The organism is Cyclobacterium amurskyense, assembly GCF_001050135.1.
GTDB classification, from domain to species: Bacteria; Bacteroidota; Bacteroidia; order Cytophagales; family Cyclobacteriaceae; genus Cyclobacterium; species Cyclobacterium amurskyense.
Map to the genome: position 1 here is coordinate 2,991,168 of NZ_CP012040.1, position 17,793 is coordinate 3,008,960.

The window sequence follows — 17,793 nt, forward strand, 5'->3', positions numbered from 1 at the left end:
TGCAAAATTCCTCATACTTCATTCAAGAAAACATGACGATAAAGAGTAGGGTTACTGATTAAGATCATGTTTTTAAATTCAGGAAAGTAACTATGAAGGCATTTAACTAATGGTGATTTAAGTAATAACTTACAGGTACAAATGGAAGGTTGAAGGTTTCTGCTACCGCCTCATATACGATATCTCCTTTGATGATGTTGAATCCGAAGCTTAGCTCCGGGAATTTGTCACAAGCATTTTTCCAACCTTTTTGCGCAAGTTCCATGGCATAGGGTAAAGTTGCATTGGTTAGGGCTAAGGTAGAGGTATAAGGGACTGCACCGGGCATATTGGCTACGCAATAATGCAAAACTCCATCGATGGTATAGGTAGGGTCTTCATGAGTAGTTGGTTTACAGGTTTCGATGCAACCACCCTGATCTACGGCTACATCCACAAGTACCGTTCCTGGAAGCATTTCTTTTAGCATGTCCCTTGTGATAAGGTGTGGTGCTTTCGCTCCTGGGATTAATACTGCTCCAATGATCAAATCAGCGGTCTGTATAAGGTTTCTAATGTTAAACTCATTAGACATCATTGTTTTCACATTTTTAGGCATTACGGTAGACAAATGTCGCATTCTGGAAAGTGAGACGTCAAGAATAATCACATCTGCTCCCAGTCCTGCAGCCATCCATGCTGCCTGTGTACCTACAATTCCCCCGCCTAAAATCAGTACTTTGGCTGGAAGAGTTCCCGGTACACCTCCCAATAGTATGCCTCTGCCTCCAAGGGGTTTTTCCAGGTAGTTGGCTCCTTTTTGTACAGACATTCTACCAGCAACTTCTGACATAGGAATCAATAAAGGAAGGGTTTTGTCTTCTTTTTCTACTGTTTCATAAGCCAGACAGATGGCCTTGCTTTTGATCATGGCCTCTGTAAGGGGCTTATTGGAGGCAAAATGAAAATAAGTAAAAAGCAGGTGGTTTTCATTTATGAGCGGAAATTCTGAATCAATAGGTTCTTTCACCTTCATGATCATCTCCCCTTTACTGTAAGCTTCTTCAATAGAAGAAACCATGGTTGCACCTGATTTTTGATAAGCTTCATCAGGAAAGCCGCTACCCAACCCTGCGGCTTTTTGAACAAATACCTCATGACCATTTTTTGTAAACTCCTGGGCTCCTGCAGGAGTAAGAGCCACTCGGTTTTCATTGTTTTTGATTTCCTTTGGAACAGAGATGCGCATGTTAGTAGCTTTAAAGTGAACGGATTAATCAAATATAAACAGTCCACCTTCACAAGGAAAATGATTTGATAAAAAAATAATATTAATTATCTCCTGCTTTTTTATTATTTTATTTTACGTCTAATTGCCTTAAAATGAGGGTTGTGTAAATATTATTTATTGAGCTACCTGTTAGTTGTCGTTGTTTTTGTTGTTTATTCAAAATAATATTCTTCTGACAGCGTTTATTTTCATTGTATACGGAATAATATTGTTTATTATGCATTTTAGCTCCTCTTAAAAATTGGGATAACTCCAAAAAATGTGTATTTTTGAAATCCTTGGATTTTCATATGATGAAAAATGGCGTAATTAATGAATACTGAATATTTACCTACACTTACTAAAGAAAGCGAAAACCCTTTTGGGGTTCAAAGTGTCCTGAATGACTATAGAATGGTCATGATAAGTAGGCATGCGTCGTTGACTGTACGAAAAGAGGTGTTTATGGGTAAAGCCAAATTTGGGATTTACGGGGATGGTAAAGAGTTGGCTCAGGTGGCTATGGCAAGGTTTTTTAAACTGGGTGATTTCAGGTCCGGATACTACAGGGACCAAACCCTTCTGTTTGCGATGCAAGAACTTAGTCTTCAGGAGTATTTTGCTCAGTTGTATGCACATACCGATACCAAAGTAGAGCCTGCAAGTGGAGGCCGTTTAATGAATGGACACTTTGCAACCAGGTCTTTGAATGATGACGGTACTTGGAAAAACCTGATGGAAATGAGGAATTCCTCTGCAGATGTTTCTCCTACTGCAGCTCAAATGCCCAAACTACTTGGTCTAGCTTATGCTTCCAAGCTTTATAAAGAAAACCCTGCACTTCAACACATGACTAGCTTTTCCAATAAAGGGGGAGAGGTAGCGTGGGGAACAATAGGAAATGCATCAACTGCCGAAGGAATGTTTTTTGAAACATTTAACGCAGGAGGTGTTTTGCAGGTGCCAATGGTTATTTCTGTTTGGGATGATGATTACGGCATTTCTGTGACAAATGATTTACAAGTAACTAAAGCAAGTATTTCGGCTGCACTAGAAGGCTTTAAAAGGGATAACGAACAAAAGGGCTATGAAATATTAGTCGTAAAAGGATGGGATTACGAGGGCTTGGTAAATGCCTATAGCAGGGCAAATAAAGTGGCCAGGGAGCAGCATGTGCCTGTTCTGGTCCATGTGACGGAAATGACCCAACCTCAGGGGCATTCTACCTCAGGATCTCATGAAAGGTACAAAAGCAAAGAGCGACTTCAGTGGGAGGTAGAATACGACTGCGTTGTTAAGTTTAAAGAATATATATTGTCCAACAAAATAGCCTCTGAGGAAGAGTTGGATCAAATAAATGCTGAGGCAAAGCAACTTGTTAAAGAAAGCAAGGACAAAGCTTGGAAAGCCTTTTCAGCTACGATAAAAAAAGAATTAGACGAAGCGGTAGTGCTGCTGATTGAATTGGCAGATAAGTGCAAAGGGAATAAGGAACTAACTCAAATGGTTCATGAGCTTAGGCGTACCCTAAATCCCGTTAGGATGGATGTAATCAGTACTGTCCGAAAAGCTTTATTACTGGTTCGAACAGAACCTTTAGAAGTCAAGGCAAGGCTTCAAAGCTGGTATAAAAGCCAACAGAAACTAAACCAAGACAGGTATTCAAGTCATCAATACAGTGAGTCTGAATTTAGGGTTGATGCCGTTCCTCCCGTGGAAGTGAAGTATTCTGAGGAACCCTCTGTTTTGGATGGTCGTGAAATTCTTAAGGCCTGCTTTGATGCCATTCTAGAAAGAGATCCCCGGGTTTTTGTGATTGGTGAAGATGTAGGTTTGATAGGAGATGTGAATCAGGCATTTGCAGGCTTACAGGCCAAACATGGAGAGTTGCGTGTCACAGATACGGGTATTCGCGAAGTATCCATTATAGGACAGGGAATAGGTGCTGCATTGAGAGGTCTAAGGCCTATTACAGAAATTCAATACCTGGATTATTTGATTTATGCATTAATGACCTTGTCGGATGATTTGGCTTGCCTGCATTACAGGACTAAAGGGGGGCAAAAAGCACCTTTGATTATTCGTACCAGAGGGCACAGACTTGAAGGAGTATGGCATTCTGGATCTCCTATTGGTATGATCTTGAGTAGTCTCAGAGGGATTCTATTATGTGTGCCTAGAGACATGACCCAAGCAGCAGGTATGTACAATACTTTATTGGAAGCTGATCAGCCTGCTATTGTTATAGAATCACTGAATGGATACAGGCTAAAAGAAAAAATGCCTTCCAATATTGGGGATTTTAAAGTTGCTTTAGGAAAGGCTGAGATCTTACAGTCGGGTAAAGACATCACAGTAGTGACTTACGGTTCCATGTGCAGAATAGTGTTGGAAGCGGCTAAGCGACTAGCTCAAATAGGGATTTTTGTTGAGGTTATAGATGTACAAACTCTGTTACCTTTCGATTTGGATCAGGTTACCTTGAATTCTATTAAGAAAACCAACAGGGTTATTTTTGCAGATGAGGACGTTCCTGGAGGAGCTTCTGCTTATATGATGCAGCAAGTCATCGAAGAGCAACAAGCTTACTATTACCTGGATTCTCAACCTATGACACTTTCAGCTAAAGAACATAGGCCTGCTTATTCGTCAGATGGGGACTACTTTTCCAAACCAAGTGCTGACGATGTTGTGGAGAAAGTCTATGCTATGATGCATGAAGCTGACCCCAAAAATTTCCCAGCAATCTTTTAATTAAAAATAAATTTTAAATCTGCGATCAGCGTTCGATCTGAGATAAAGTGAAATCAGGAGTGCTTACCACATTGCTTTCATTTAAAGCCCTGTCTTTGATTTTTAACTCTAGTTTTATAGTGTCATTTCGGAAAATGCTATTCCATCCCAGAGACAACATAGCGTACCTGATTTTACCTTCTATAGCGCGTGATTGATCCTCTTCAAGCATTCTTGGAAAGCGGCCATTGAAGGTTGTATAGTAAGGTGGATCTGACCAATTAAATTCGGTGTAATTTCCACCTCTTTTAATGAAAAATTTAACCAAGATATTGTAGTAATCCTCATTTTCGGATACCCACAAGGTGTCTTTTATTTCCTGATTGTTGATCAATGGAAAAATAACCCAGTCTCTGTTGTTGAAGTCTGGGGCATCGTCGGGTCTCTCACTATAGGTAATAAACTCACCGGCATCATTGGTGAAATAGTTAAGTTCATTAAAAGGAGGGAATATATCCTTTGCATTTAAACCCAAATCTCCTTCTGCATCACGAAAGTCCAAGGTGATGATCAATGAATCTGACCCTGACGTCTGAACAAATTCCAGATTGTTAAAATCAATTTGTGGTACGGTTGGGAAATTATCCGGTGGGGAAATGCATCCAACCCAAACTGAAAGTAGGAGCAGGGTAATGATGGTGTGATTTTTTAACTTCATAGGTAATCCGTAATTTTACACTTCCGCCTCTTTGAATGTAAAAATGATCAAATTTTGGGTTTTACCATAAAATAACGATGAATTCTTTTAAAAGTTTTTGTGAAAAAATTAAATCAGGAAAAATCCAGGATTTTGATGCCTTGGCAATGGATGTATTTAGGTACCAATCCACGCACAATGAAATTTACCGCAAGTATCTTGAAGTTAGAGGGATTCAGTCTGAAAAAATTACAGAGGTACAGGAAATACCATTCCTGCCCATCTCCTTATTCAAAACAGCAAAGGTGATCTCAGGGCCTGAGGATTTATATACCTCTTGGTATTCCAGTAGTGGAACTACAGGTCAGGAAAACAGTCGGCACTATATTTGGTCTAAAGAATTCTACTTGCAGCATTGTGTAAATAATTTTGAGGCCGTTTATGGCTCTTTGAAAAATTTCCATGTGCTTGCATTGCTTCCTTCCTATTTGGAAAGAGAAGGCAGTTCTCTTGTTGATATGGCGGCTCATTTTATCCAAGAAAGTAACTCTGATCAATCAGGTTTTTATTTGTATGAACATGAGGCTTTAAAGGAGAAATTGGAAAGTCTGAAAGAGAATGGTAAAAAAACTTTATTACTTGGTGTGACTTTTGCTTTGTTAGATTTGGCAGAAACTACAAGTCCTTCTACCGATTTTGGAGATGTGATTGTGATGGAAACTGGCGGAATGAAAGGAAGAAGAAAAGAGATGATCAGAGAGGAAGTCCACCAACTGCTCAAAACAGCTTTCAAGGTGGACAATATTCATTCAGAATATGGGATGACTGAACTAATGTCACAAGCCTATTCTCCGGGAGAGGGTAAGTTTTGGTGCTCTCCTTTTATGAAGGTAATGGTGAGGGATGTTTATGATCCATTTACCTATACCTCTGGGACTTCGGGCGCATTGAATGTCATAGATTTGGCAAATTTCCACTCTTGTTCCTTTATTGAAACGGAAGATCTTGGCGTAAAAAATAAAGATGGAAGTTTCACCGTTTTAGGGAGAATGGATAACAGCGAGACCAGGGGCTGTAATTTAATGATCAATTAATTTTGTATTTATTTAGTATTTACACATATTTGGCTTAAATCTTTTAATATTATGAAAACTTTATTGACAATTTTGGTGGCTTGTGCGATTTTGGTATTGTCTTCATGTGCTTCTAGCAAACCCTGCCCTGCATATGCGAAGGTAGGGAGTGTAGAAGCAAATGGCTAAGCACCAAAGCGCTTATTTAATAATCTGCATACTTTTTAATGTCTTCGGCAGAGATGCTTTTACCTCCAAGTATAACTAACCTTTCGATTACATTTCTTAGTTCTCTGATATTTCCTGTCCAAGGAAATTCTTGCAACTTTTGAATAGCAGCTTTTTCAATTTCTTTTTTGGTGGTACCATATTCCCCGGCAATATCTCCTAAGAATTTGTCTACCAGTAATGGTATGTCATCTCTTCTGTCTTTTAATGGAGGTACTTGGATAAGTATGACACTTATTCTATGGTAAAGATCTTCCCTAAAATTACCTTCAGCGATTTCATTTTTGAGGTCTTTGTTGGTGGCTGCGAGCACCCGGACATCTACTTTTATGTCCTTGTCTCCTCCTACGCGGGTAATTTTGTGCTCCTGTAGGGCTCTTAGTACTTTCGCTTGAGCAGAGAGGCTCATGTCGCCAATTTCATCAAGGAAAAGTGTGCCGCCATTGGCTTGCTCAAATTTTCCTTGCCTTTGTTTGTTCGCCGAGGTAAAGGCTCCTTTTTCATGACCAAACAATTCGCTTTCGATCAATTCGGCAGGTATTGCCGCGCAATTGACAGCGATAAAAGGTGCTTTTTCTCTACTGCTTTTTTGGTGGATCCAATGGGATACCAATTCTTTACCAGTTCCATTTGGGCCTGTAATTAAAACCCTGGCATCCGTTGGTGCTACTTTTTCTATGGTTTCTTTTACTATAGATATGGCTTTAGACTCACCAACCATGTCCAGCTTTTTAGAAAGCTTTTTCTTCAGCACTTTTGTTTCCTGAACCAGTTCTTTTTTGTCCAGGGCATTCCTGACCGTTAATAATAGCCTGTTGAGATCAGGGGGTTTTGGGATAAAATCGAAGGCGCCTTTTTTGGTAGCTTCTACCGCTGTTTCAATAGATCCATGAGCAGAAATCATAATGAATTGAGGTTGCTTGCTAAGCTCGCTGGCTTTAGAAAGCACTTCCATTCCATCCATTTTTGGCATTTTGATGTCACATAGGACCAAATCAAAATCCTCGTTTTTTATCATTTCGAGACCTTTCTCACCATCTTGGGCTTCAAAGATTTCGTATTTCTCATACTCAAGAATTTCTTTAAGCGTAGACCTGATGACTTTTTCGTCATCTATTATCAAAATTTTCGGCATATTAAAGCTATCCGTTAATTAGTAAAATTAAAAGTGCAGGCCTATAAGCCGGGTTCTGTAACTTTTTACAAAGCGTTTGCCATTTATCTAGCCTTTTCTTCACAGAAAAGGTCCAACGACCTACCCACTTCGGTTATCTTGTTAGATTTGGACGAGCAGCCCAATGACCGAAGCCTATTTGGTCTTTCAACCCATAAGGTTTGCCTTGCAATACCGATCACCCGGTATCCGGTGGGCTCTTACCCCGCCATTTCACCCTTACCCCAATTGGAAGAACCAACTGTGGCGGTTTCTTTTCTGTGGTACTGTCTGTTATACTGGTATTGCTACCAGTACACCTTCCCGTTAGGAAGTATGGTGCTCTATGTTGCCCGGACTTTCCTCTTTTCTTGATGAATCACCAAGAACAGCGACAAACCAGCCTGCACTTCACAAAAATAAATTAAATAAAGCCATTATTCACAATGAATTTCGTTTTTATTAATTGTTTACATTTTTGATAAGGATTAAATCTATTTTGCTCTTCAGATTAATTGATTATATTTCTAAGAGGAATTGTTGATAATTACTTATAAAGGGCTATGAAAGATTTGTTTAAAGGATTGATCGCAGGATATGGTGCTTATAAATTAGGCGGTGGCTGCTTTAGCACGGTGCTGATTTTTATCTTAATTTGGTTCTTGTTGGGACAATGCAGTTAATTTAGCGCTACGAATAAATTTGTAGTTGCGATTCTATTACTTGGTGGAACCACTTCCCTGTGGAGGAAGGGAAGTTTATGGAATTAACTCACCTGATTTTTTAGCCTTGTAAAAGTGAAAATTTTAGAATTACCGTCACTCCTGAAAGAATGGGCTTTAAGTAGGCCTTGGTGTTGAACCCTGATTTAAAGTTTGAACAAATATATAGACAGTATTTTTGCTGTAACGCTGATCAAACCATCATTTAAATAAGTCAAATTGTGCTAATTAATTTCTATGAATTGGTGTTAAACCCGGATTATGTAATAGAATGTCTATTGCATAATCCGGGTTAAACTACTTCCAGATTGTTCCATAGGTCAGTTTTTATTTTTAACCTATTAGAGAAAAGAATACCTTTGTAAAAAATGAATATATGATATTAGTTGGTAATGCGGTAATCAGCGATGATATAAAGGAGCAATTCTTCGTTTGCGACTTAGGTAAATGTAAAGGCGCTTGCTGCGTAGAAGGTGATGCTGGTGCGCCTCTCACAGATGATGAAATTAAAATTTTGGATAAAGATTATCCTGCCATAGCCCCTTTTCTTACAGCAGAAGGCAGAGATGCAATAGCTGAAAAGGGAACTTGGGTAATTGACCAGGAAAATGAAAAAGGTACAAGTACTATCGGAGAAAATGGTGCCTGTGCATTTGCCACAACTGACGATAAAGGAATTTTAAAGTGTGGAATAGAGGATGCCTATAACAATGGCAAGACCGCATTTAAAAAGCCAATCAGCTGTCATTTATACCCTATTAGAATTACTAAATACGATGAGTATGAGGCCTTGAATTATGACAGGTGGGAGATTTGTGACGCAGCCTGTGCCTTGGGCAATACTCTTGGTGTGCCCTTGTACCGGTTTTTGAAAGATGCCTTAGTGAGGAAGTTTGGTGAAGAATGGTACGCAGAACTTCTTGAGGAGATAGGAGTGGAGGAGTAGATGTCCCCGGCCTTATTAAACCTCGGTCATCCACCCCTTAACTAGAAAATAAAGGTTAATTAAACCTTACGATATCTGCTCCAAGGGCATTTAGTCGTTGATCAATATATTGATAACCTCTGTCTATTTGTTCTACGTTGTCGATTATCGATACGCCCTCAGCGGACATGGCAGCAATCAAAAGTGAGACCCCTGCTCGTATGTCTGGCGAAGTCATTCGGATACCCTTTAGCGGATACTTCCTGTCCAGGCCTATTACCGTGGCCCTGTGTGGGTCACATAAGATGATTTGGGCTCCCATATCGATCAATTTATCAACAAAAAACAACCTGCTTTCAAACATTTTTTGATGAACCAAAACAGTGCCTTTTGCTTGGGTAGCCACTACCAAGACTATACTCAGCAGATCAGGAGTAAAACCAGGCCAGATTGCATCTGATACCGTCAGTATGGATCCATCAATAAATGTCTCAATCTCGAAATGTTTTCTGGCGGGTATGTATATATCATCCCCTTTAATTTCAAGCTGAATACCTAATCTCCTGAAAGTGTCAGGAATAATCCCCAATTTATCAACTTGAGCATCTTTGATGGTAATTTCGGATTGGGTCATGGCCGCTAAGCCAATAAAAGATCCAATCTCAATCATGTCAGGTAGCAGGGTATGCGTTGTTCCTTTCAGGCTTTTAACCCCTTCTATATTTAATAGGTTAGAGCCTATACCCGTGATCTTACCGCCCATGCTATTGATCATTAGGCAAAGCTGCTGTATATAGGGTTCACAAGCTGCGTTGTAGATGGTTGTCTTTCCTTCAGCCATTACAGCAGCCATGATGATATTGGCAGTGCCAGTCACAGATGCCTCGTCGAGTAACATGTACGCGCCTTTTAACTTGCTGGCATCAATTTTATAGAGCTCTTTTTTTGCGTCGTAATGGAATTTGGCACCAAGATTTTGGAAACCCGTGAAATGAGTATCCATTCTCCTTCTACCGATTTTATCTCCACCTGGCTTGGAAATCCTTCCTTTTCCAAATCTAGAAAGCAGTGGCCCCAAAAGCATTACAGATCCTCTAAGGCTAGAAGCTTGTTTTAGGTATTCTTCTGTTTCCAGATAGGAAAGATTTATGTTTTTGGCGGTAAAGGAATAACTTTCCGGCCCGCGTTTTTGAACGACTACTCCCATATCAGAGAGTAGTTCAATCAATTTATTAACGTCCCTAATGTTGGGGATTTTGTTAATGATGACTTCCTCAGGTGTAAGTAATACGGCACAGAGGATTTGTAAGGCTTCATTTTTTGCGCCTTGAGGAGTGATTTCACCTTTGAGTTTCGTCCCTCCGTTTACCCGGAATGATGCCATTAATTTCTTCTTTTTTTGCTATTTGAACCGTTATTTCTTCTCTTTCCGCCGGAATAATTCCTTCTTCCACCATTGGAGTTGTTGTTTGAAGGAGTAGTAGGAACATTGCTTTTGAAGTCTCTACGCATGCTGGTTTCAAAGAGTCCGTTTTCCCTGACCTTTTCAAGGTCGATATGAAGTTTACCTTTGGAGAGGGTTTTAATGTCATCTATAATAATGGCATCATCAAAGTTTTCTCGGTTCCAGGTAGAATGAAAACTTCTCATCAACTGACCAATATAGATCAATGCGACTTCCTGCTCTTCATCATCTTCAATCTCAATGGCTTTTGCTATGAGCTTTTCAATGTTTCTTCCGTAATGCTTGAAGCGTACTTCTCCCTTTGGGTAGCCTATAGGAAGCGGCTTTTTGCCTAAAAGTTCCTTGGCAGGCATTGGGAAAGGTGCGTCAACTTCAAGTGAGAAATCTGACATTATGTACATGTCATCCCAAAGTTTTTGATCACTTTCGGTTTTTAATAGTGGATTGAGTTGTTTCATCAACTCCACAAGTGCGTATGCATATTCTGTCCTTTTATCCTGTTCGGGAACAGTTTTTACATAATCCACTAATTTTTGGATGTTTTTTCCGTATTCTTTCAAAATAACTTTGTTTTTAGGCTTTTCATTATTTACCATGACACCTGCATTTAAGTTTCCTGAACTTCTGTGAATATACTAAAAAATACGCATTAGTAAGTCCCTGGCACTTCTGGCATCTATGATCGTTCTTTATTCTACTATGCGAAGCTTTGCAAAGCTAAGTAATAATGTTTTATCTCCAAAATGGTCGAAATGAATATGTGCTTTTCTGTTGGTCCCTTCAGTTTCAATGGCGTTGACTTTTCCAAAGCCAAACTTAGGATGTTCTACCTTCATTCCTTCTTGCAAAGCATTGGTATTAGAGGGTTTGAAATCAGGGCCCGGGTCGTGCAATTTCGTGGTAGTACTTCTCATGGCAGGCTTTTTCTTTAAACCTACAAAGCCCTGTTTTCCCTCACTCTCTCGGAATGAACTTGAAAGCTTGCTGCTTATTTTTTTATTAACCTTAATAAAGGTAGGATCAATTTCTTCCAAAAACCTGCTGGGCTCACAATTAAGTAACCTACCGTACCTGTATCTGGTGAGCGCATAGCTGAAATAAAGCTTTTCCATGGCTCTTGTGGTGGCTACATAAAACAGCCGCCTTTCTTCCTCCAGATCCTCTCTGCTTTGCATCATCATCTGTGAGGGGAAAAGATCTTCTTCCATTCCTACTACAAAGACATACCTGAACTCCAGCCCTTTGGAGGAATGGATGGTCATCATGGTAACGGCGTCTTGGTCGTTTTTGTTCTGGTCTTCATCTGTTAGCAAGGCGATTTCCTGAAGAAATGCACCTAAGGATTTGTCTTCATTCTCATCATTGTCCACATATTCCTTGATGGCGTTAAGTAATTCCTGAACGTTTTCATACCTATTTAACCCCTCTATTGTTTTGTCTTCATAAAGGTCTCGCAATAATCCAGATTGTTTGGCGATAGAAGTTGCCGCTTCAAAGGCATCCTTTCTTTCTATCTCCATTTTAAAACTGTTGATCATTGTGCAGAAGTCGGAAACTGCATTGGCACCTCTTCCTGATAGGAAGCTTTGGCTATTTGTAAGCACTTTCCACAATGAAATATCATGCTCATAGGCCCCAAGCAATAGCTTTTCTACACTTGTATTGCCAATCCCTCTCTTAGGGTAATTGATAATTCTTTTGAAGGCCTCTTCGTCTTCTTGATTGACTACATACCTAAAATAGCCCATCAAGTCTTTGATCTCCTTTCTCTGGTAAAAGGAAAGGCCCCCAATGATTCTATAGGCAATCCCTGATTTTCTTAGGGCTTCCTCCATGGACCTTGATTGGGAGTTGGTCCGGTATAATATAGCAAAATCGCTATTGCTTAACTGCTTGTTGTTTTTCTCTTCAAAAATTGTCGCTGCAACCATTCTGCCTTCTTCATTGTCAGAAGAGGCTTTCATAAGTTCTATCAGGTCTCCTGAATCATTATGTGTCCAGACATTCTTTTGCAGCTGTGACTTGTTTTTGGCTATGATGGAATTGGCTGTTTCTACGATGTTTTTTGTGGACCGGTAGTTCTGTTCCAGTTTGACCACAAATAAATCAGGATAGTCCTTTTCAAAATTGAGGATGTTCTGAATATCAGCCCCTCTAAAAGCGTAGATACTTTGAGCATCGTCACCTACTACGCAGATGTTTTGGTGAACAGCCGCCAGCTTCTTTGTGATAAGGTATTGGGATAGGTTGGTATCCTGAAACTCATCTACCATTACGTATCTAAATCGCTGCTGGTATTTGTACAAAACATCAGGATGATCGCGAAACAGAATATTGGTATTGAATAGCAGGTCATCGAAATCCATCGCTGAAGATCTAAACAACCTGTTTTGGTAAGTTTTATAGATGGCTCCCATTTTAGGTTTCATAGCTGCTTCATCGTCTGCTGCTATATAAGGGTCATTAAGGTAAGCTTCCCATCCTATTAGCCTGTTTTTGGCGCCAGAGATTCTGGATAGAACGGTATTGGCTTTGTAGACCTTATCGTCCAGTTTCATTTCTCTTACAATGGATCTGATGAGAGATTTACTGTCATCGCTGTCGTAAATAGTGAAATTACTGGGGTAGCCTAATTTTTCAGCCTCTACTCTCAAGATTTTGGCAAACACAGAGTGAAAAGTTCCCATCCAGGTGTTTCTCGCTTCCAATCCTATGAGCCTTTCAATTCGCTGCTTCATTTCACTCGCCGCTTTATTGGTAAACGTGAGTGAAAGTATTTGAAATGCATCCACCTTTTTATGGCGGATTAAATGGGCAATTCTATAGGTTAGTACCCTTGTCTTACCTGACCCTGCTCCAGCAATAATCATAACTGGACCATCTGTTTTTTCTACAGCTTCCAATTGAGGAGGGTTGAGGGTGGCTAAATAATCCATATAATATTCGATTTTCTGTATTCAGAGCGGCAGTAATAACTGGTTCAAAGTTATCAATTCTTTTCCAGCATACGCCTTGTTACTCTTTTAATGTCTTTATTTTTAAACTGCAGAGATAAGATAATGGTTTTTTGTCTTTAATCCACGTCTCTGTTTTTAATAAACAGGCAAATTGTTTTGTCCTGTTTTCCTTTAATTTACTAAGGAAGGCTTCTTTTGTTTCCACCTATTATGGGACCAAAGGTAAAGTGAAGGACAGTCTCTGATGTTGTTTTCAAGGTGAAAAATAAATTTATCCGTAATGGAATGGGGTGAATCATCGGTATAGGGAGGGAGGGCTATTTCCTGGTATTCAAAAATATAATGTCCCCTTTTGGGTTTGCTGGTATGAGCGTAAATCACTCTGCAGTTGAATTTTTTCGCTAATTTTTCACCGCCTTCGAAAAATGCGGTTTCCCTATTCATAAATTCTGTCCAGTATCTAATATCCGACAGGTTAGGTCTTTGGTCTGCTGCAAGTACGATGAGCCGGGGCTGGTTTCGTTGTCTTAAAAAGGCCCGTTGAAATGATTTTCGTTCAGTAAGCATGGCTCCAAATCTGCAGCGAATGGATTTCATTACTTTTTCAAAAAATGGTTGACTCAATTTGGTGTAAACTGTTTCGCATTTACTGGAAATTTTTGAAGAAACAGCTACTAAATGTCCTTCCCAGTTGAAAAAGTGACCGCACATGCCGATTACTATTTCCCCAATGTCTACCTTGTCAAAGACCAAATTAGTGTTTTTTGCTACAAACCTTCGGCTCAATTCTTTTTCGCTCATTGTCAATAGTTTGACAGTTTCGGCCATTGAATCAGTGAAATTTCTATAAAATTTTCGTGCAATGGACTTTACCTCATTATCGCTTTTTTCTGGGAAGGCATGCTTGATATTACTGAGTACAATTTTTTTTCTATACCCCAATACATAATAGGCCAAAAGGTATAATAGGTCAGAAAAAATAAATAAGACTTCCAATGGTAGTTTGGAAAACAGCCGAAATAAGAGCATATTACTATCTGCGAGATTTAATGAGAATTCATCGTGGGTCAAAATAATGAAATAATAGCGACTTTCTTGAGGAAAATTAGTTATAAATAAACCCAATTAGTAATTTTATGGTCTATGTCCGAAGTACAAAGAAAAAAATATTCTGATAAAGATAAAAATAACATATTTGACCATGAATTCATGCCTCATATAGACTCTATGTACAATTTTGCGTACAGGTTGACTTTTGATGAGGATGATGCCAAAGATTTGGTACAGGATACCTACCTTAAGGCTTATAGGTTTATTAATTCTTTTGAGAAAGGGACCAATGCGAAAGCTTGGCTATTTAGAATATTGAAAAATAGCTTTATCAATGAATATCGGAAGAAGAGTAAGCAACCCGCTAAGGTAGATTATCAGGAGGTGGAAACTTATTATAACTCTGATAATGTTGACTATAGTATGACCTCTGATCTGAGAGTGGATGCAGTCAAGGACATGTTGGGCGATGAGATATCAAATGCGCTCAATAGTCTTGCTGTAGATTTCAGGACGGTGATTATACTTTGCGATTTGGAAGGGTTTACTTATGAAGAGATGGCAAAGATATTGGACATCCCTATAGGTACTGTCAGATCAAGACTTCATAGGGCAAGGAACCTTTTAAAGGATAAACTTCGTTCTTATGCTGAAAATATGGGTTATGATACTGAAGAAGAATAAAAATAGCATCGAAAATACTTAAAATGGACAAGAATCTAAACACATCCAGCGAAAGAAAGCAAAACTGTAGCGATGAAAATAAATGCTTTGAACTATTAGAAAGCATTTTGGATGGAGAGGGAGCGGTTGGTTCAAAGGAGATGCTAAATGAAAAATTAGCAAAATGTCAACCTTGTTTTGAGCATTACCATTTGGAAAAAGTTATCAAAGAGATTTTGCAAAATAAGTGTACCAAGCAGATGGTTCCCTCTGAATTGGCAGCCACCATCAGGCAGAAAATTCAGGAATTAAAATAAGGTATATGTCTCAGGGAAAAGTAATTATTTTTTCAGCTCCCTCCGGATCTGGTAAAACAACTATAGTAAAGCATCTGTTAGAGTATGAGCCACTTCTTGGTTTTTCTATTTCGGCTTGTACCAGAGACAAGCGAGGAAGGGAAGAGGAGAATGGTAAAGACTACTACTTTTTATCACCCGATGAATTTAGAGAAAAGATCAATCAGAATGCCTTTATTGAATGGGAAGAAGTCTATGCAGGCAACTTCTATGGAACCCTAAAAGAAGAAATTGATAGAATTTGGGCCCAAGGAAGGCATGTGATTTTTGATGTTGATGTAAAGGGAGGAATAAATCTTAAAAATTATTTTGGAGACAAAGCCCTTTCCATTTTCGTAAAAGTCCCTTCTATGGAGGATTTGGCCCAAAGGCTGCGTGACAGAGGGACAGAATCTGAAGAAAGTCTTTCCAGGAGGATTTATAAAGCCAAATTTGAAATGGGGTTTGAAAAAGAATTCGACGTTGTCCTTGTCAATGAAGACTTGGAGCGCTCTTTCAAAGAAGCTGAAAAATTGGTAAAGGATTTTATAAATAAATAGCCGTTTTGAAAGTAGGGTTGTATTTTGGATCATTTAATCCAATTCATGTTGGTCATCTGATCATTGCTGATACCATGCAGGATCAAACAGACTTGGATGAGGTTTGGTTTATTGTGTCTCCACAAAATCCATTGAAATCAAGCAGGTCCCTGTTACATGAGTTTGATAGACTCAAGATGGTGGAGCTTGCCACAGCCGATCATTTTAAATTTAAAGTAAAGGATGTGGAATTTCATATGCCTAGGCCTAGTTATACCATTGACACCCTTACTTACCTTTCCGAGCAATATCCTTCTCATGAATTTTCTCTTATTCTGGGAGGAGATAACCTGAATCATTTTCACAAGTGGAAGAACAGTGAGGAGTTACTAAACCAATACAAGATTTACGTTTACCCCCGTCCGGGAAAAAACAAATCGGTAGACCATAAAAATATTGAATTTGTGGAGGCACCTCTACTAGATATATCTGCGACATTTATCCGCAAAACAATAAGTAAAGGTGGCTCCGTTAAATACTTGCTACACCCGCATGTAATGGATTATATACGGGATAAAAAATTCTTCATTTAAATTCTTGTATTAAAACTTATTCTTTTCTGGTCTTTATTTTTTGATTGATCAAATTGGCTACTCCTTTTCCTTGCTTTACCCCATTGTCAATGGCTGGAAGATAATGAATTCCTCCATAAAAACGACTGATAGCCGCCTCCTCTGAGGCAATGCGGAAAGAGTCAAATTCTCTTACCCCAAGTCCAAATTTTATTTCTGTGGAATCAACAAAATGAAAAGGTTCACCTAATAATCTTGTCAAAGCCTCGGCAGCAGCACTAGACACTACGCTATGCCCACTAGTGTATTCGGGGAATGGAGGGGTTTGTAATAATGGTAACCAATTTTTGTCCATATAAAGGTTAATATAGGTTTCTGGCCTAATCAGTGAGCTTCGGTATTTTTCATCCCAACAAGAGATAAAACCATCAAATAGGTAAATAGAGGTAGTCACCATGGTTTCAGCCACTCCTTTCCAATCTAAACCTTTGTTTTTCACTGCAATCCCTGCAATACCCATCCAGTGGCCTCCAGGAGTGATTTTCTTTTCGGCAAACATTACATGACCTTTCACATTCATTTTATAAGGATTACAATCCCAAAAGAAAGCGATTTCTTCTTCTTCCGAATTTATATTTATCCGAGCATCCATTACCGCTTTGGCATCAATGTAAAAGGTGCTTGATGGAATAGTGTCAAATGCCGGCGGTGCATCGGGTGCAAATTGGCTTGCAGAGTCAAGGAAAAATGGCCTTATTTTATTCCAATGTGGTTCTATGGCCTCTATATAGGCAGGAGGGGTAGGTTTCCAAGTTCCTAAGTCATTTTTTACATTATATTTCCCAAAAGAACGGCTTTGGTGGTAATTGTCTTCTGAAGCGTAAGCCATGATTTCATCTGCTACAGCATCGCCTAATTCTATTGAAGCCTGAAATTCTTTTTCTGGCATCCCGGCATCTTTTAATTCTTTATACAAGGCATCTCGCTGACCTGTAAGGAATTGCTCTGAGAATGTTAATTGAATGGCAATCTTGTAATAGGCAGCTAAACTTGCTAGTTGAAAGTTTGCCTCTGAATAGTTGGAGGGGTTTATTGAAAGTGGTTTTGAACCATTCATTTGCCCCATTAGAGAATTGTATTGATCAGGGGCTTCAAGTGCAGCCGTTTCGTAGGCAGCTATAGAAGGGTAGGCATAAACCCGACTCGCTACCGGTGGTGAGAAAATATCATGAACCAGTGTTTCTGTCAAACTTTCATTGGCTTCAATCAGGTAATAACTTTCCGTCAAAAGCTTTTTATAGTTGTCACTTTTATTACATGAACCCAGTAAAAATAGGAACACAAAACCCAGCCCTAAAAGGCGGGTTTTTAAAAAAGGTTTTGTATTTAATGATGCCATAATTGTAATGATGATAAAAGTGATTTTATTACT

Annotated in this window: 15 protein-coding genes and 1 other RNA gene; 7 read left to right on the forward strand and 9 right to left on the reverse strand. The window is 39.2% G+C overall.

Annotated features, from left to right (window positions below):
• Positions 1-106: 106 nt before the first annotated feature.
• Positions 107-1,228 (reverse strand): alanine dehydrogenase, encoded by a 1,122-nt coding sequence (gene ald / locus CA2015_RS12310; protein WP_048642187.1) that lies wholly within the window; start codon positions 1,226-1,228, stop codon positions 107-109.
• Between the two features lie 354 nt (positions 1,229-1,582).
• On the opposite strand from ald, the gene CA2015_RS12315 reads away from it, so the two are divergent.
• Positions 1,583-4,003, forward strand: coding sequence for an alpha-ketoacid dehydrogenase subunit alpha/beta (locus tag CA2015_RS12315; RefSeq protein ID WP_048642188.1), 2,421 nt, complete (start codon positions 1,583-1,585; stop codon positions 4,001-4,003).
• Between the two features lie 25 nt (positions 4,004-4,028).
• On the opposite strand, the gene CA2015_RS12320 is transcribed toward CA2015_RS12315, so the two are convergent.
• A complete protein-coding gene (locus CA2015_RS12320) occupies positions 4,029-4,700 on the reverse strand; it encodes a hypothetical protein (RefSeq protein WP_048642189.1) in 672 nt (223 codons plus the stop codon).
• A 77-nt stretch (positions 4,701-4,777) separates the two neighbouring features.
• Here CA2015_RS12320 and CA2015_RS12325 point away from each other — a divergent pair, with 77 nt between their 5' ends.
• Positions 4,778-5,773 (forward strand): LuxE/PaaK family acyltransferase, encoded by a 996-nt coding sequence (locus CA2015_RS12325; protein WP_048642190.1) that lies wholly within the window; start codon positions 4,778-4,780, stop codon positions 5,771-5,773.
• Between the two features lie 184 nt (positions 5,774-5,957).
• Here the strand turns inward: CA2015_RS12325 and CA2015_RS12330 are convergent, their stop codons facing one another.
• Both CA2015_RS12330 and rnpB read right to left on the reverse strand, forming a co-directional pair.
• Positions 5,958-7,115 (reverse strand): sigma-54-dependent transcriptional regulator, encoded by a 1,158-nt coding sequence (locus tag CA2015_RS12330; protein WP_048642191.1) that lies wholly within the window; start codon positions 7,113-7,115, stop codon positions 5,958-5,960.
• A gap of 28 nt (positions 7,116-7,143) precedes the next feature.
• An RNA gene (rnpB, locus tag CA2015_RS24480) (RNase P RNA component class A) lies at positions 7,144-7,544 on the reverse strand.
• Positions 7,545-8,231: 687 nt separating this feature from the next.
• Here rnpB and CA2015_RS12340 point away from each other — a divergent pair.
• A complete protein-coding gene (locus CA2015_RS12340) occupies positions 8,232-8,801 on the forward strand; it encodes a DUF3109 family protein (protein ID WP_048642193.1) in 570 nt (189 codons plus the stop codon).
• Between the two features lie 55 nt (positions 8,802-8,856).
• Here CA2015_RS12340 and murA read toward each other — a convergent pair whose 3' ends face one another.
• The 4 genes from murA to CA2015_RS12360 form a co-directional block, all read right to left on the reverse strand.
• On the reverse strand, positions 8,857-10,164 hold the full coding sequence (gene murA, locus CA2015_RS12345) for a UDP-N-acetylglucosamine 1-carboxyvinyltransferase (protein ID WP_048642194.1): 1,308 nt from the start codon (positions 10,162-10,164) through the stop codon (positions 8,857-8,859).
• On the reverse strand, positions 10,164-10,841 hold the full coding sequence (locus CA2015_RS12350; protein ID WP_048642195.1) for a DUF4290 domain-containing protein: 678 nt from the start codon (positions 10,839-10,841) through the stop codon (positions 10,164-10,166). The genes murA and CA2015_RS12350 overlap by 1 nt, the downstream gene beginning before the upstream one ends.
• A gap of 93 nt (positions 10,842-10,934) precedes the next feature.
• On the reverse strand, positions 10,935-13,181 hold the full coding sequence (locus CA2015_RS12355; RefSeq protein WP_048642196.1) for an ATP-dependent helicase: 2,247 nt from the start codon (positions 13,179-13,181) through the stop codon (positions 10,935-10,937).
• A 192-nt stretch (positions 13,182-13,373) separates the two neighbouring features.
• The gene (locus CA2015_RS12360) at positions 13,374-14,231 is read right to left on the reverse strand and encodes a lysophospholipid acyltransferase family protein (protein ID WP_048642197.1); all 858 of its coding nucleotides are present in this window, start codon (positions 14,229-14,231) and stop codon (positions 13,374-13,376) included.
• Between the two features lie 114 nt (positions 14,232-14,345).
• Here CA2015_RS12360 and CA2015_RS12365 point away from each other — a divergent pair, with 114 nt between their 5' ends.
• The 4 genes from CA2015_RS12365 to nadD are packed head-to-tail and all read left to right on the forward strand — an operon-like array spanning position 14,346 to position 16,382.
• Positions 14,346-14,936 (forward strand): sigma-70 family RNA polymerase sigma factor, encoded by a 591-nt coding sequence (locus CA2015_RS12365; RefSeq protein ID WP_020888676.1) that lies wholly within the window; start codon positions 14,346-14,348, stop codon positions 14,934-14,936.
• 23 nt (positions 14,937-14,959) lie between these two features.
• On the forward strand, positions 14,960-15,232 hold the full coding sequence (locus CA2015_RS12370) for an anti-sigma factor (RefSeq protein ID WP_048642198.1): 273 nt from the start codon (positions 14,960-14,962) through the stop codon (positions 15,230-15,232).
• Between the two features lie 5 nt (positions 15,233-15,237).
• Positions 15,238-15,810, forward strand: coding sequence for a guanylate kinase (gene gmk, locus CA2015_RS12375; protein WP_048642199.1), 573 nt, complete (start codon positions 15,238-15,240; stop codon positions 15,808-15,810).
• A 5-nt stretch (positions 15,811-15,815) separates the two neighbouring features.
• A complete protein-coding gene (gene nadD, locus CA2015_RS12380; protein WP_048642200.1) occupies positions 15,816-16,382 on the forward strand; it encodes a nicotinate (nicotinamide) nucleotide adenylyltransferase in 567 nt (188 codons plus the stop codon).
• A gap of 16 nt (positions 16,383-16,398) precedes the next feature.
• Here the strand turns inward: nadD and CA2015_RS12385 are convergent, their stop codons facing one another.
• Positions 16,399-17,760 carry a vanadium-dependent haloperoxidase gene (locus tag CA2015_RS12385; protein WP_048642201.1) on the reverse strand — a complete coding sequence of 454 codons (1,362 nt, stop codon included), beginning with the start codon at positions 17,758-17,760 and terminating at the stop codon, positions 16,399-16,401.
• Between the last annotated feature and the right edge of the window lie 33 nt (positions 17,761-17,793).